The organism is Streptomyces lydicus (assembly GCF_001729485.1).
Taxonomy (GTDB): domain Bacteria; phylum Actinomycetota; class Actinomycetes; order Streptomycetales; family Streptomycetaceae; genus Streptomyces; species Streptomyces lydicus_D.
In genome coordinates this window covers 1,228,734-1,243,917 of record NZ_CP017157.1, presented here as the reverse complement: position 1 = coordinate 1,243,917, position 15,184 = coordinate 1,228,734, and the positions used below count along the sequence as shown (strand labels likewise).

The window sequence follows — 15,184 nt, the reverse complement described above, 5'->3', positions numbered from 1 at the left end:
GGAATGTCCACGACGATGTTCGACAGCGTCCTGATCGCCAACCGCGGCGAGATCGCGGTCCGCGTCATCCGCACGCTCCGCACCCTCGGCATCCGCTCGGTCGCCGTGTACAGCGACGCGGACGCCGACGCCCGGCACGTCCACGAGGCCGACACGGCCGTACGGATCGGGCCGGCGCCGGCCACCGAGAGCTACCTGTCGGTGGAGCGGCTGCTGGACGCGGCCGCGCGCACCGGCGCCCAGGCGGTCCACCCCGGCTACGGCTTCCTCGCCGAGAACGCCGCGTTCGCCCGCGCCTGCGCGGACGCCGGGCTGGTCTTCATCGGCCCGTCCGCCGACGCCATCGAGCTGATGGGCGACAAGATCCGCGCCAAGGAGACGGTGCGCACGGCCGGTGTCCCGGTCGTGCCCGGCTCCTCGGGCAGCGGCCTCGACGACGCCCAACTGGCCGCCGCGGCACGGGAGATCGGCATGCCGGTGCTGCTGAAGCCGTCCGCGGGCGGCGGCGGCAAGGGCATGCGGCTGGTCCGCGATGAGGCGCTGCTCGCCGACGAGATCGCCGCCGCGCGCCGCGAGGCCCGGTCCTCCTTCGGCGACGACACCCTGCTCGTCGAGCGCTGGATCGACCGGCCCCGGCACATCGAGATCCAGGTGCTGGCCGACGGCCACGGCCACGTCATCCACCTCGGCGAGCGCGAGTGCTCCCTCCAGCGGCGCCACCAGAAGCTCGTCGAGGAGGCCCCCTCGGTCCTGCTCGACGAGGCCACCCGCGCCGCGATGGGCGAGGCGGCCGTGCAGGCGGCCCGCTCCTGCGGCTACCGCGGCGCCGGCACCGTCGAGTTCATCGTCCCCGGCAAGGACCCGTCCTCCTACTACTTCATGGAGATGAACACCCGCCTCCAGGTCGAGCACCCGGTCACCGAGCTCGTCACCGGCCTGGACCTGGTCGAGTGGCAGCTGCGGGTCGCGGCCGGCGAGCGCCTGCCGTACGCGCAGGAGGACATCACCCTCAGCGGGCACGCGGTCGAGGCGCGGCTGTGCGCCGAGACCGTCTCCGTCAAGGGCGGGGCCCGCGACTTCCTGCCGACCGGCGGCACCGTGCTCGCGCTGCACGAGGCGCAGGGCGACGGGGTGCGCACGGACTCCGGCCTGTCGCAGGGCGTGGAGGTCGGCAGCCGCTACGACCCGATGCTCGCCAAGGTCATCGCTTACGGCCCGGACCGGGCGAGCGCGCTGCGCCGGCTGCGGGCCGCGCTGGCGCAGACGGTCACCCTCGGGGTGCCCACCAACGCCGGCTTCCTGCGGCGGCTGCTGGCCCACCCGGACGTGGTGTCCGGCGAGCTCGACACCGGGCTGGTGGAGCGGGAGGCGGCCGGGCTGGTCGACACCGAGGTGCCCGAGGAGGTGTACGCGGCGGCCGCGGCGGTGCGACAGGCCGCCCTGGAGCCGGCGACGGACGCCGGCGGCTGGCGCGACCCGTTCGCCGCGCCCAGCGGCTTCCGGCTCGGCGGTGCGCCGGCCCCGGTCCGCCACTGGCTGCGGGTGCCGGGCCACGACCCGGTGGCGTACGACGTGCCGCCCGGCGCCCCGGCCGGGCAGGTCGACGCGGACCGGGTGCGGGTCACCGTGGACGGGGTGACGCACACCTTCCACCGCAGCGGCGACTGGCTCGGCCGGGACGGCGACTCCTGGCAGGTCACCGACCACGACCCGGTGGCCGCGGCGCTGCGCGGGGCCGGCGCGGCGCACGGCGCGGACACCCTGGCCGCGCCGATGCCGGGCACCGTCACCGTCGTCAAGGTCGCCGTCGGCGACGAGGTCGCCGCCGGGCAGGGCCTGCTGGTGGTGGAGGCGATGAAGATGGAACACGTCATCTCCGCCCCGCACGCCGGCACCGTCACCGAACTGGACGTCACCGCGGGCACGACCGTCGCCATGGACCAGATCCTGGCGGTGATCGCGCCGCACGACGCGGCCGACGGACCCGCGGAGCCCACGGGCGGACAGGAGGGCACCTCATGACCACGGCCGGACTCCCCATGCAGGTCCCGGCGGAGGGACTGCCCAGCCGCGTACGCATCCATGAGGTCGGCGCGCGCGACGGGCTGCAGAACGAACAGACCGTCGTGCCGACCGAGGTCAAGGCCGAGTTCGTGCACCGGCTCGCCGACGCGGGCCTGCCGCTGGTCGAGGCGACCAGCTTCGTGCACCCCAAGTGGGTGCCGCAGCTCGCCGACGCGGAGGAGCTGTTCCCGCGGCTCGGCGACCTCGACCCGCACCGGCTGCCGGTGCTGGTGCCCAACGACCGGGGCCTGGACCGTGCGCTCGCCCTGGGCGCCCGCCGGATCGCGGTCTTCGGCAGCGCCACCGAGTCCTTCGCCAAGGCCAACCTCAATCGCACGGTCGACGAGGCGCTGGCGATGTTCGCGCCCGTCGTGCGGCGCGCCAAGGACGCCGGGGTGCACGTCCGCGGCTACCTCTCGATGTGCTTCGGCGACCCGTGGGAGGGCCCGGTGCCCCTCGCGCAGACCGTCCGGGTCTGCCGGGCGCTGCTGGACCTGGGCTGCGACGAACTGAGCCTGGGCGACACCATCGGCGTCGCCACCCCCGGCCACGTCCAGCACCTGCTCGCGGCCCTCAACGAAGCCGGCGTGCCCACCTCGAAGCTGGGCGTCCACTTCCACGACACCTACGGGCAGGCCCTCGCCAACACCTACGCCGCGCTCCAGCACGGCGTCACCACCGTCGACGCCTCGGCGGGCGGCCTCGGCGGCTGCCCGTACGCCAAGAGCGCCACCGGCAACCTCGCCACCGAAGACCTCGTGTGGATGCTGCACGGCCTCGGCATCGAGACCGGCGTCGACCTGGACCGGCTGATCGCCACGAGCGTGTGGATGGCCGACGTCCTGGGCCGGCCGAGCCCCTCGCGCACCCTCCGAGCCCTCTCCCACAAGGAGTGACCCCCATGTCCCTGGATCACCGTCTGCCCGATGAGCTGGAGGAACTCCGGCGTACGGTCGAGGCGTTCGCGCATGACGTCGTCGCACCGAAGATCGGCGAGTACTACGAGCAGCATGCGTTCCCGTACGAGATCGTGCAGGAGATGGGTCGGATGGGCCTCTTCGGCCTGCCGTTCCCGGAGGAGTACGGCGGGATGGGCGGCGACTACCTCGCCCTCGGCATCGCCCTGGAGGAGCTGGCCCGGGTCGACTCCTCGGTCGCCATCACCCTGGAGGCGGGCGTCTCCCTCGGCGCCATGCCGGTCTACCACTTCGGCACGGAGGAGCAGAAGCGCGCCTGGCTGCCCAAGCTGTGCAGCGGCGAGATGCTGGGCGCCTTCGGCCTGACCGAGCCGGACGGCGGTTCGGACGCGGGCGCGACCCGGACCACCGCGGTGCGGGACGGCGACAACTGGGTGATCAACGGCAGCAAGTGCTTCATCACCAACTCCGGTACCGACATCACCGGCCTGGTCACGGTCACCGCCGTCACCGGCCGCAAGGACGACGGCTCCCCGCTGATCTCCTCGATCATCGTGCCGTCCGGCACCCCCGGCTTCACCGTCGGCGCCCCGTACTCCAAGGTCGGCTGGAACGCCTCCGACACCCGGGAGCTGTCCTTCAGCGACGTCCGCGTGCCGGCCGCCAACCTGCTGGGCGAGGAGGGCCGCGGCTACGCCCAGTTCCTGCGGATCCTCGACGAGGGCCGGATCGCCATCGCGGCGCTGGCCACCGGACTCGCCCAGGGCTGTGTGGACGAGTCGGTGGCCTACGCCAAGGAGCGGCGGGCCTTCGGGCGGCCGATCGGCGACAACCAGGCGATCCGGTTCAAGCTCGCCGACATGGAGATGCGCGCCCACACCTCCCGGCTGTCCTGGCGCCACGCCGCCTCCCGGCTGGTGCACGGCGAGCCGTTCAAGAAGGAAGCCGCGCTCGCCAAGCTCTACTCCTCCGAGATCGCGGTGGACAACGCCCGCGAGGCCACCCAGATCCACGGCGGCTACGGCTTCATGAACGAGTACCCGGTCGCCCGGATGTGGCGCGACGCGAAGATCCTGGAGATCGGCGAGGGCACCAGCGAGGTCCAGCGGATGCTGATCGCGCGCGAGCTGGGCGTCTAGCAGCGATCCGGCCGGGCGCCCGTCGGCGCCCGGCCGCCGCACCCGTCTACCGCGCGGGCCAGGGCACCTCCGGGGAGTGGTAGTAGTCGATGCCCAGGGCGTCCCAGCGGGGGCCCTGGGACGCCAGCCGCTGCCTGTACGCGTCCCAGTCGTGGGTACCGGCCGGCGACCAGCCGAGTTCCGCGATGCCCGGGAGGCGGGGGAAGGCCATGTACTCGAGGTGCGCGGAGGTCTTGAGGGTCTCCGTCCACAGCGGTGCCTCGACACCGAGGACCGAGTCCGCGGGCGCGCCCTGGAGGTAGCTGCCCGGGTCCCAGTCGTAGGAGCGCCTGACGTCGACGTAACCGGCCCAGGACAGGCCCAGCGGCGTGTTCTTGTCGTACTTCATGTCGAGGTAGGCGCGGTCGGCGGGCGAGAGGATCAGCCGGGTGCCGTTCCTGGCCGCGTCGGCGACCTGGGCGCGTTCCGCGGCGCCCGTCTTGTCGTAGCCCCAGTACTGGGCGACGGCGCCCTTCGCCGGGTGCGCCCCGGTCAGCTGGTGCCAGCCGATCACGGTCTTGCCGTACTTGGCGACCACCGGCTGCACCTTGTCCATGAAGGCCACGTAGTCGTCGTGGCTGGTGGAGTGCGCCTCGTCACCGCCGATGTGGAGGTAGCGGCCGGGGGTGAGCGCGGCGATCTCGCGGATCACGTCGTCGACGAAGTCGTACGTGACCTTCTTCGGCACGCACAGCGAGCTGAAGCCGACGCTGGTGCCGGTGTACAGCGGCGGTGCCTGCCCGTTGCAGTTGAGCTCGGCGTAGGAGGCCAGCGCGGCGTTGGTGTGGCCCGGCATGTCGATCTCGGGGACGACGGTGAGGTAGCGGTCGGCGGCGTAGCGGACGATCGCGCGGTAGTCGTCCTTGGTGTAGTAGCCGCCGGGGCCGCCGCCGACCTGGGTGGAGCCGCCGTACGTCGCCAGCCGCGGCCAGGACTTCAGGGCGATCCGCCAGCCCTGGTCGTCGGACAGGTGCAGGTGCAGCCGGTTGACCTTGTACATCGCGAGCTCGTCGATGTACCGCTTGACCTGCGCGACGGTGAAGAAGTGCCGGGAGACGTCGAGCATCGCGCCGCGGTGGGCGTAGCGCGGGCTGTCGGCGACGGTGCCGCCGGCGACCCGCCACGGGCCGGCCTGCTCGGTGCGCCGCTCGACGGCCGTGGGCAGCAGCTGGCGCAGCGTCTGCACGCCGTGGAAGAGGCCGGCGGGCCGGGCCGCGCTGATCGTCACCGCGCGGCCGCCGGAGCGGAGCCGGTAGCCCTCCGCGCCCAGTCCCCCGGTGCCCTGACCGCCGAGCCGCAGCACGATGCCGTCGTCGCCGCCGCGGGTGGTGACGGGCAGCGCGTAGCCGGTGGAGGGGCGCAGCACGTCGGCGAGGTACCCGGCGATCCGCCGGGCCTCGCCCGAGCCGCCGGGGATACGGATGCTGGTGCGGTCGGTGAGTGTGTAGGGGTCGCCGCCCGGCCGTACGGACGCCGGGACGGGCACGACCCGGTCGAGGGGGGCGGGGGCCGCGGCGGCCTGGGCACGGGGCGCCGGTGCGCCGGCGGTCCCCATCCCCGCCGCGGCGACCAGCAGCAGCGAGAACAGCATTCTTCGTCGTCTCATCGACGGTCCCTTCGGCGAAGGTCGTACCTGGCATGGAGCGACGGAACGGTGACCATGCGTACCGTGAGCCTGATATCCGGTCAAGGTGTAGACCACTTTCCCGCCGCCAAACCGGGGACCTGCCCGATTCCGGGCAGATTTCTTGCGAAAGTGGACGACGGCCCGCAGTATCGACGGGTGCTCGAACGCCGTAACCGCAGCGCAGACGCGCCGCACGAAGACCTGGTGGACCACCTGGTGCGCAGCACACCGCTGCAGCGCGGTGAGGCCGCCCGGGTGGTGCTCGACGTGCTGGCGTACTTCGACGAGACGACGGAGGAATTCGTCCGCCGGCGCCATCGCGAGCTGCAGTCCCTGGGACTGCGCAACGAAGAGATCTTCGAACGGATCCGCCACGAGATGCCGCACCGCGCCGTGGCCCCGCCCGATCTCTCGACCCGCCAGCTGCGCCGCCTCGTCTACGGCTGACGCCCCGGAAGGGGCCGGTCACCACAACCGACACACCAATCTTTCTCGGAGGGTCACTGTATGTGCGGGATCGTCGGATACATCGGCAAGCGTGATGTTGCTCCGCTGCTCCTGGAGGGCCTGCAGCGCCTGGAGTACCGCGGCTACGACTCGGCCGGCATCGCCATCCACGCGAGCGGCACGGGCAAGACCGCGGGCCTGAAGACCGCCAAGGCCAAGGGCCGGGTCCGGGAGCTGGAGTCCCGGCTGCCGAAGCGCTTCGCCGGCACCACCGGCATCGCGCACACCCGCTGGGCCACCCACGGCGCGCCCACCGACGAGAACGCCCACCCGCACCTCGACACCGAGGGCAAGGTCGCGGTCGTCCACAACGGCATCATCGACAACGCCGCGGACGTGCGCGCCCGGCTGACCGCCGAGGGCGTCGTCTTCGCCTCCGAGACCGACACCGAGGTGCTGGCCCACCTGATCGGCCGCTCCACGGCCGAGAAGCTGGAGGAGCGGGTCCGCGAGGCGCTGCGGCACATCGAGGGCACCTACGGCATCGCCGTGCTGCACGCCGACTTCCCCGACCGCATCGTCGTCGCCCGCAACGGCTCCCCCGTCGTCCTCGGCATCGGCGAGCACGAGATGTTCGTCTCCTCCGATGTCGCCGCGCTGGTCTCGCACACCCGCCAGGTCGTCACCCTCGACGACGGCGAGATGGCCACCCTGAAGGCCGACGACTACCGCACGTACACCACCGAGGGCTCGCGGACCACGTCCGCCCCGGAGACCGTCGAGTACGCGGCCGAGTCGTACGACCTGGGCGGCCACGACACGTACATGCACAAGGAGATCTCCGAGCAGGCCGACGCGGTGGACCGCGCGCTGCGCGGCCGGATCGACGACCGCTTCTCCACCGTGCACCTCGGCGGCCTGAACCTGGACGCCCGCGAGGCGCGCACCATCCGCCGGGTGAAGATCCTGGGCTGCGGCACCTCGTACCACGCGGGCCAGATCGGCGCGCAGATGATCGAGGAGCTGGCCCGCATCCCCTCGGACGCCGAGCCGGCCTCCGAGTTCCGCTACCGCGACCCGGTCGTGGACCCCGACACGCTCTACGTGGCGGTCTCGCAGTCCGGTGAGACCTACGACGTGCTGGCGGCCGTCCAGGAGCTCAAGCGCAAGGGCGCGCGGGTGCTGGGCCTGGTGAACGTGGTGGGCTCGGCGATCGCCCGGGAGACCGACGGCGGCATCTACGTGCACGCCGGCCCCGAGGTCTGCGTGGTCTCCACCAAGTGCTTCACCAACATGGTGGTCTCCTTCGCGCTGCTCGCCCTGCACCTCGGCCGCATCCGCGACCTGTCCGTCGCGGACGGCAAGCGGATCATCGACGGCCTGCGCAAGCTGCCCGGCCAGATCGACGAGATCCTCAAGGGCGAGGACGAGATCAAGGAGCTGTCGGCGCGCTACGCGGACGCCAAGTCGATGATGTTCATCGGCCGGGTGCGCGGCTACCCGGTGGCCCGCGAGGCGTCCCTCAAGCTCAAGGAGGTCTCGTACATCCACGCCGAGGCGTACCCGGCCTCCGAGCTCAAGCACGGCCCGCTGGCGCTCATCGAGCCCGCGATGCCGACCGTCGCGATCGTGCCGGACGACGACCTGCTGGAGAAGAACCGCGCCGCGCTGGAGGAGATCAAGGCCCGCAGCGGCCGCATCCTGGCCGTCGCGCACCAGGCGCAGGAGAAGGCCGACGACACCATCATCGTGCCGAAGAACGAGCCCGAGCTGGACCCGATCCTGATGGGCATCCCGCTCCAACTGCTCGCCTACCACACGGCCCTGGCCCTCGGCCGGGACATCGACAAGCCCCGCAACCTGGCGAAGTCCGTCACGGTGGAGTAATCCCGGCCCCGGCCGCCGGAGCGACAAAAGGGTGCAGCTGCGTCGCGCGTGCCACCATACGCGCGACGCCGCCGCCTCCCCTGCGCCGGCGTCGCCCAACGCCGGCGGGATGCCGCCGCCCCGGGAACCGTCACTTCCCGGCCGGCAGCACGCAGTTGCCGTGCGCGCGGCCGCCGGGCCCGTGAAGCGGCGCGCCCACGTGACCGTTTTCTACCCGTCACAAGCACACAATCCACCTCTGACATCAGCAGAGTTGGCGATTTCGACTGCGCAGAACGTCCATATCGCGCCCTCAACTGTGTGCCTGGCGCGAAGAGTTGACGCGCGGAGTCGACGTGCGGGGCCGGCGCGTCAGGGGATGACGATGACCGGGCGTTGCGCGCGCCGGGCCAGCCGGCCGGCGACCGTGCCGAAGATCCGGCCGACGATGCCGTGCGTGGAGCCGACCACGATCGCGTCGGCCTCGTACTCCCGGCCGACCTCCTCCAGCTCGTGGCAGATGTCGCCGCCGCGCTCGACGAGGATCCAGGGGACCTCACTGAGGTGATCGGCGCAGGCCAGCTCCAGGCCGAGCACTTCGGTGCGGTGATCGGGCACGTCCACGAAGACCGGCGGCTCACAGCCCGCCCACACGGTCGTCGGCAGCCGGTTGGCCACATGGACGATGATCAGACCGGCTCCGTGGCGCCGAGCGATACCGATTGCATACGCCAACGCTCGTTCGCTCGACATGGAGCCGTCGAAGCCGACCACGACGCCGTGCCGGAACGCGGGGTCGCAGGAGCGTCGGGTTTCTTCCGCCGCTTCGAGGTCCGCCAGGGGATCGGCGACCTGCTTGCGGTCCGCGGGTTCGGGGATTTCGTGACCGGCCATTGGTGTCTCGGCGAGGACGTCCTCTTGCGGAGGGGCGAACGGGGAACGGCGATTGACTTGATCCGGCAGTTGACTGAGCTGGCTCGACGGAGGCGCGGGAGCCATAGTTCAAAGAGGAACGATACGACTGGGAATCATCTTCCCAACCCGATACCCCAAGAGTACGGCGCCACTCCCCCGCTGCCCAGGGCCCGCCGCGGGCGCCTGGCACCCGTGCGGGCCGGGTCGGGGCTCGAACGTTCCCCGGAGCATGCCGGAGCACGGCCCGGATGGCAATGCCCCGGCCTGCCCCCGTACGTACCCACTCGCGGTGACCCATGATCGCCGGCGGCGTTGTACCAGCAGCCCGTCCGAGGGGAGCCCCAGGTGCCGTTGCCGCCCTACAGATCACCCGACCCGGTGAGCGATGTCGTGCGCTGGGGCGCGTTCAGCTGCGCCCTGGTGCCCCTGGTACTGATCATCAGCGGCGCCTCCTGGCTCGGCGCCATCGGCGCCGCCGCCGGTCTGGCCGCGGTGACCTGCGCCTGTCGCGTTCTGTTGCGGCAATCCGAACGGACCGCCGCGCGGCTGCGCACCCGGGCCCTGCGGGGACACCGGGACAGAAGGGTGTATTCGGCACCGTCGGCGCACGGGGGCGGGCGCCACTCCGACCGGCGTACGCCGGTCGACTGAGGCGTCCGCAAGTCTGCGCGCGACCGTTTTCAGCCAACTTCCGGGCTGGTCCTCCACCTTGCCCCCGGTACCCCCCAACCCTGGTGTGAGCAGGGAGGAAAGGACCGCTGGGCATGGTTGTGCCCTACTTCGAACGGGCAGAGCCGAGACGCGTACTTCCCATGTAGGCCCGACGAGTGGAACGCTTCGTGATCGAATGCTTCGCGCCAAGTTGCCATATCGACATACCAGCGGGTGGTGAACTTGGCACTCCATCCTCACGGAACACAGTAGATTCGATCTTGGTAGTAACGGCGGGGGAACTGTGCAGGACCGAGAGGGCGAGACGACCGAGGGGGGCTTAAGTGCCATGAGCCAGGACTCCGCTGCCGTACCAGATGCCGCACGCAAGCTCGCCGCCCGACGACGCCGCGAAATAGTCGCGGTGCTCCTCTTCAGCGGCGGCCCCATTTTCGAGAGCTCCATTCCGCTCTCGGTCTTCGGCATCGACCGACAGGACGCCGGCGTTCCGCGGTACCGGCTTCTTGTGTGCGCTGGCGAAGATGCGCCTTTGCGCACGACCGGGGGGCTCGAACTGTCCGCCCCCTACGGGCTGGAGGCGATCTCCCGTGCCGGGACGGTCGTCGTACCGGCCTGGCGTTCCATCACCCAGGCCCCGCCGCCCGCCGCGCTCGACGCGCTGCGCCGCGCGCACGAAGAAGGGGCCAGGATCGTCGGGCTGTGCACGGGGGCGTTCGTCCTCGCCGCGGCCGGACTGCTCGACGGCCGCCCGGCCACCACCCACTGGATGTACGCGCCGACGCTCGCCAAGCGCTACCCGTCCGTCCATGTGGACCCCCGCGAGCTCTTCGTCGACGACGGCGACGTGCTCACCTCCGCGGGGACGGCGGCCGGCATCGACCTGTGCCTGCACATCGTGCGCACCGACCACGGCGCGGACGCCGCCAACGCGCTGGCCCGCCGGCTCGTCGTACCGCCCCGCCGGACCGCCTCCGACCTGGGGCACCAGCGCTACCTCGACAGGTCATTACCTGAAGAGATCGGCGCCGACCCGCTCGCCGAGGTCGTCGCCTGGGCGCTGGAGCACCTCCACGAGCAGTTCGACGTGGAGACGCTGGCCGCGCGCGCGTACATGAGCCGGCGCACCTTCGACCGGCGGTTCCGCTCCCTCACGGGCAGCGCTCCGCTGCAGTGGCTGATCACCCAGCGGGTGCTGCAGGCCCAGCGGCTGCTGGAGACCTCCGACTACTCGGTCGACGAGGTCGCCGGGCGCTGCGGGTTCCGTTCGCCGGTCGCGCTGCGCGGCCACTTCCGGCGGCAGCTGGGCGCCTCGCCCGCCGCCTACCGCGCGGCCTACCGCGCGCGCCGGCCGCAGGGCGGGGGGTCCGAGCCCGCGCTCAGACCCGAGCGGGCCGAGCGGCCGGAGCGCGAGCGGGCGGCGCTGGGTGCGGGCGGTGCGGAGCGGTTCGCCGCCGCCGCGCTGGCCGGACACGGTCTGGCGGCCGTCGAGGCCGGCGAGGCGGGCAAACCGCAGTCGGACGTCTACGCCTCGCGGCTGCCGGAGACCCCGGTCGGCCGGACCCCGGGACGCCCCGTACTCCCCGGTCAGCGCGAGCGCCCCGTAGGGTGAGACGTATGAACGATCGCATGGTGTGGATCGACTGCGAGATGACCGGACTCTCGCTGGCGAACGACGCGCTCATCGAGGTGGCCGCACTGGTCACCGACTCGGAGCTGAATGTGCTGGGCGACGGGGTGGATGTGGTGATCCGCCCTCCGGCCGAGGCACTCGGCACCATGCCGGAGGTGGTGCGCCAGATGCACACCGCCTCCGGGCTGCTGGCGGAGCTGGACGGCGGTACGACGCTGGAGGCGGCCGAGGCGCAGGTGCTCGCCTATATCAAGGAGCACGTGCCGGAGCCGGGGAAGGCGCCGCTGTGCGGCAATTCCGTCGGCACCGATCGCGGTTTCCTGCTGCGCGACATGCCGACGCTGGAGAGCTACCTCCACTACCGGATCGTCGATGTCTCGTCCGTGAAGGAACTGGCCCGGCGCTGGTACCCGCGGGCCTACTTCAACAGTCCGGAGAAGAACGGCAACCACCGGGCGCTGGCGGACATCCGTGAATCCATCGCGGAGCTCCGCTACTACCGGGAGGCGGTCTTCGTGCCGCAGCCCGGCCCCGACTCGGACACCGCGAAGGCCATCGCCGCCAAGCACGTCCTGCCGGCCGAACCGCAGCCGGCGCCGCAGTCCGCACCGTCCTCGTGACACCCCCGGTGCTGTCTTCCGGGTCACCGCCCGACCTGGTGTGACCCGGAAGACACGCCCGCGCCGCCCCGGCGGGAAACCTGGGCGCGAGCACCCCTCCGGACCCTGTACACTTTTTCTCAGCCGGTGGGGAAAAGGAACCACACAGCACCGGTCATGGTGGGTATAGCTCAGCTGGTAGAGCACCTGGTTGTGGTCCAGGATGTCGCGGGTTCAAGTCCCGTTACTCACCCCACTTCAAGGCCCCCGACCTCAGGTCGGGGGCCTTGAACGTTTCCCGGGCCGGAGGTCAGTAGCCGACGGTGAAGCGGGCGCCGAGGTGGTGCGGCCGCTCGATCTCGTCGAGGACGGCGACGGCGTAGTCCTCCGTGGAGATCCGGCTGTTGCCCTCGGCGTCGGTGATCAGGTCGTCGGTGGCGGTGCGGTAGCCGCCGGTGCGCTCGCCGGGGGCGATGGTGGCGGCCGGGCTGATGTTGGTCCAGCGCACGTCGGAGACGGAGCGGTAGAAGTCCAGCGCGTCGCCGTGGGCGTGCATGATCTGCAGCAGGAACTCGGGCAGCCCCTCGGCGTCCCAGACCTGCTTGCCGTCGGGCGTGCGGAGCGAGCCGGCGCCGCCGACGGCGACCAGGCGGGGCGCCGCGTCGCCGAGCGTGCGCAGCCCGGCGACCAGGGACTCCGCGGCGGGCCGGATGGTGGCGAGGTGGCCCGGCCCGTCGCCGCCGCCGACCGCGCTGACCACGACGTCGTGCCCCTCGGCCACGGCGGCGACGGCCGCCGGGTCGAGGACGTCGCCGGTGGCCACGGTCAGGTCCGGGTGGCTCGTGGTGATCTTCGCGGGGTCGCGGACCACCGCGGTGACCTGGTGACCGCGCTGCAGGGCCTCGTTCAGGATGCGGCTGCCGATGCTTCCGTTGGCCCCGAAGAGAGCGATCGTGGACATGGTGGATCTCCCAGCGTGTCGAGGTGTCGGCGGTCGGTGGGCCCGTTCCGCGGACTTCCGTTTTCCGTCAGCGGCCGTGCTGACGTCTTCTACGCTAGGGGCTGGAGCGGGACATTCCGGGGTGATGAGGGGACCAGTGATGGTCAAAAAGCGACAGACGGCTGGGGAGGGCGCGCCGGAAATCCCGGAGGTGGCGTTCTCCGCGCCGGCCGGGCGGCCGGCGGGCGTGGAGGTGATGACGCTCACCGAGCTGCGCGGCCGGGCGGACGCCTGCCAGCTGTCCACCCCGCACCGCCCCGGCTTCCACCACCTGCTGCTCCTGGAGCGGGGGCGGCTGGTGCACAGCGTCGACTTCCGCGAGCACCCGCTCGCGCCGGGTGACCTGCTGTGGTCCCGGCCCGGGCAGGTCCAGCACTTCGGCGACCTGGCGGGCGCGGAGGGGCGGCTGGTGCTCTTCGAGTCCGGCTTCCTGGACCCGGCGACCGCGGCCGCGGCCCGGATCGAGGACTGGTACGGGCCACCGGTACGGCACCCGGAGGGCGCGGCGGCACGGCGGCTGGAGGAGGCGATGCACCAGCTGCACCGCGAGTTCGGGGCGCTGGGCGGGCTGCCGCTGCCCGTCCACCTCGACGTGCTGCGGCACCTGCTGGCCGTCCTGGTGCTGCGGGCCGCGCATGCGGGCGGGGCGGCGGACGAGGGGGCGGCGGACTGCGCGGCGAGCGCGACGTTCCTGCGCTTCCGGGACGCGGTGGAGCGGGACTTCGCCCGCAGCCGCCGGGTCGCCGACTACGCCCGCGCGCTGGGCTACGCGCCGCGCACCCTCTCGCGGGCCACCGAGGCGCAGGCGGGCGTCGGGGCGAAGGAGTTCATCGACCGGCGGGTGGAGCTGGAGGCCAAACGGCTGCTGGCGCACGGCGACCGGTCGGCGGCCCGGATCGCGGGCCGGCTGGGCTTCGCCGACGCCACCAACTTCAGCAAGTTCTTCCAGCGGCGGACCGGCCGCACGCCGATCGCCTTCCGGTCGGCGGTACGCGGCGGGGCGCAGCGGGTGGGGGGAGTCCCGCTGCGCCCCGCCCAGGGCCTGCCCGGCGGTTCATCCAGGCCCTGAGGGACGGCGGTCCGGGCGATTGGGGGGGGCCGGACCTCCGGTGGGGGTCAGCCGGTGTAGGCGCCGAACGCCTTGGTGAAGTCCAGCGGGCCCTGCGGGACGGAACTGCAGGTCGGCTGGGCGGAGTTGCCGGAGCCGCCGGGGCACGCCCGGTCGCGGGTCGCCGACCACATCGACAGCCAGCCCAGGTGCTTGGCCTTGGCGAACTTCACCAGCTCGGTGGCGTCGTCGGCCTTGAAGACCTCGCTCCGGACATCGTTGACGCCGATCATCGGTGTCACCGCCACGGCCTTCCAGGCGGCCGCGTCGCTCAGGCCGAGCGCCTTCTTGATCTGGCCCTGGGTGGCGGTGGCGGCCTTGGTGGCGTAGGTGCCCATGTCGCCGTTGTAGGAGGGGCCGTAGTCCATCGCCATGATGTTCACGGCGGAGACCTTGACGCCGTTCTTCTTGGCGTCGGCGACCAGGTTCACGCCGTCCTGGGTGAGGCCCTCGGGCATCACCGGGAGGGTGAAGGACACGTCCAGGCCCGGGTGGGACTTCTGGAGCTGGGCGACGGCCTGGGCGCGGCGGGTGTTGGCGGCGGTGTCGGGCAGGGCGCCGCCCTCGATGTCGAAGTCGACCTTGGTGAGCTTGAACTGGTCGATGACCTTGCCGTACGCGGCGGCCAGTTCGCCCACGGAGCTGCAGGCCACGCCGAGTTCGGAGCCGTTGGCGCCGCCGAACGAGACCCGGACGTCACCGCCGGCCCGGCGCAGCGCGGGTATCTGCTTGGCCACCGGGTCGTTGCCCAGCTCGACCGAGCCGCCCCACTTCGGGGTACAGCCGCCGCCGGAGGTGACGAAGGCGAGGTTGAAGTTCTTCACCCCGGTCTTCTTCGCGGTGTCGGCCAGGTCGTGGGCCGGCGAGAGCGAGGTGTCGACGTACGGGGCGAAACCGGCCGCGGCCTTGGCGCGGGCGGCGGGGGCCTGCGGGGCCTTGGTGGCCATGGCGGATCCGGCGACGGCGAACGCGCCGCCGGCCACGACGGCGACGGCCGCGCCGGTCACGATCAGCTGGGTGGTGCGGCTCTTGCGCCGGCGGTGTGCCGAGGAACTCATCTCGTGCCTGCCTGTCGTCTGCGTGGGGGGTGGCGGGGGTGCACCTGGGTGCGTCCCGCACGCTAGCGGCAGGGAAACGGACAAATGCCGGTATCCGTACGGT

At 72.2% G+C, this 15,184-nt stretch carries 12 protein-coding genes, 1 tRNA gene and 1 pseudogene; 10 read left to right on the top strand and 4 right to left on the bottom strand.

The window, feature by feature from the left end; genetic code table 11:
* The first annotated feature begins 3 nt into the window (after window positions 1–3).
* Genes SL103_RS05400 through SL103_RS05390 form a run of 3 tightly spaced genes read left to right on the top strand, consistent with a single transcriptional unit; the run spans window position 4 to window position 4,120 of the window.
* On the top strand, window positions 4–2,022 hold the full coding sequence (locus tag SL103_RS05400; protein ID WP_069567622.1) for a biotin carboxylase N-terminal domain-containing protein: 2,019 nt from the start codon (window positions 4–6) through the stop codon (window positions 2,020–2,022).
* Entirely contained in the window at window positions 2,019–2,960 is a 942-nt protein-coding gene (locus tag SL103_RS05395) for a hydroxymethylglutaryl-CoA lyase (RefSeq protein ID WP_069567621.1), read from the top strand. Before SL103_RS05400 ends, SL103_RS05395 begins: the two co-directional genes overlap by 4 nt.
* Window positions 2,961–2,965: 5 nt before the next feature.
* A complete protein-coding gene (locus tag SL103_RS05390) occupies window positions 2,966–4,120 on the top strand; it encodes an acyl-CoA dehydrogenase family protein (RefSeq protein ID WP_069567620.1) in 1,155 nt (384 codons plus the stop codon).
* Between the two features lie 46 nt (window positions 4,121–4,166).
* Here the strand turns inward: SL103_RS05390 and SL103_RS05385 are convergent, their stop codons facing one another.
* Window positions 4,167–5,765, bottom strand: a complete 1,599-nt coding sequence (locus SL103_RS05385) for a beta-N-acetylhexosaminidase (RefSeq protein WP_069567619.1) — start codon at window positions 5,763–5,765, stop codon at window positions 4,167–4,169.
* Between the two features lie 177 nt (window positions 5,766–5,942).
* Between SL103_RS05385 and SL103_RS05380 the strand changes: the two genes are divergently transcribed.
* Together SL103_RS05380 and glmS are read left to right on the top strand one after the other, a co-directional pair.
* On the top strand, window positions 5,943–6,233 hold the full coding sequence (locus SL103_RS05380) for a hypothetical protein (protein WP_069573439.1): 291 nt from the start codon (window positions 5,943–5,945) through the stop codon (window positions 6,231–6,233).
* Between the two features lie 60 nt (window positions 6,234–6,293).
* Window positions 6,294–8,120, top strand: a complete 1,827-nt coding sequence (glmS, locus tag SL103_RS05375) for a glutamine--fructose-6-phosphate transaminase (isomerizing) (protein ID WP_069567618.1) — start codon at window positions 6,294–6,296, stop codon at window positions 8,118–8,120.
* Window positions 8,121–8,471: 351 nt separating this feature from the next.
* Here glmS and SL103_RS05370 read toward each other — a convergent pair whose 3' ends face one another.
* The gene (locus SL103_RS05370) at window positions 8,472–8,993 is read right to left on the bottom strand and encodes a universal stress protein (RefSeq protein WP_069567617.1); all 522 of its coding nucleotides are present in this window, start codon (window positions 8,991–8,993) and stop codon (window positions 8,472–8,474) included.
* A gap of 366 nt (window positions 8,994–9,359) precedes the next feature.
* On the opposite strand from SL103_RS05370, the gene SL103_RS05365 reads away from it, so the two are divergent.
* The 4 genes from SL103_RS05365 (at window position 9,360) to SL103_RS05350 (ending at window position 12,171) form a co-directional block, all read left to right on the top strand.
* Complete coding sequence (locus SL103_RS05365; protein WP_069567616.1) at window positions 9,360–9,665, top strand: hypothetical protein; 306 nt, start codon at window positions 9,360–9,362, stop codon at window positions 9,663–9,665.
* A gap of 349 nt (window positions 9,666–10,014) precedes the next feature.
* Complete coding sequence (locus tag SL103_RS05360; RefSeq protein WP_069567615.1) at window positions 10,015–11,295, top strand: GlxA family transcriptional regulator; 1,281 nt, start codon at window positions 10,015–10,017, stop codon at window positions 11,293–11,295.
* A 5-nt stretch (window positions 11,296–11,300) separates the two neighbouring features.
* Complete coding sequence (gene orn / locus SL103_RS05355; protein WP_069567614.1) at window positions 11,301–11,936, top strand: oligoribonuclease; 636 nt, start codon at window positions 11,301–11,303, stop codon at window positions 11,934–11,936.
* Window positions 11,937–12,095: 159 nt separating this feature from the next.
* Window positions 12,096–12,171 (top strand) — tRNA-His (locus SL103_RS05350).
* Between the two features lie 54 nt (window positions 12,172–12,225).
* Here SL103_RS05350 and SL103_RS05345 read toward each other — a convergent pair.
* On the bottom strand, window positions 12,226–12,876 hold the full coding sequence (locus SL103_RS05345; RefSeq protein ID WP_069567613.1) for an NAD(P)-dependent oxidoreductase: 651 nt from the start codon (window positions 12,874–12,876) through the stop codon (window positions 12,226–12,228).
* A gap of 139 nt (window positions 12,877–13,015) precedes the next feature.
* Between SL103_RS05345 and SL103_RS05340 the strand changes: the two genes are divergently transcribed.
* Window positions 13,016–13,984, top strand: coding sequence for a helix-turn-helix domain-containing protein (locus SL103_RS05340; protein ID WP_069567612.1), 969 nt, complete (start codon window positions 13,016–13,018; stop codon window positions 13,982–13,984).
* A 47-nt stretch (window positions 13,985–14,031) separates the two neighbouring features.
* Here SL103_RS05340 and SL103_RS05335 read toward each other — a convergent pair.
* Window positions 14,032–14,922 (bottom strand): annotated as a pseudogene (locus SL103_RS05335) (chitinase); the annotation flags it as partial.
* Window positions 14,923–15,184: the final 262 nt, after the last annotated feature.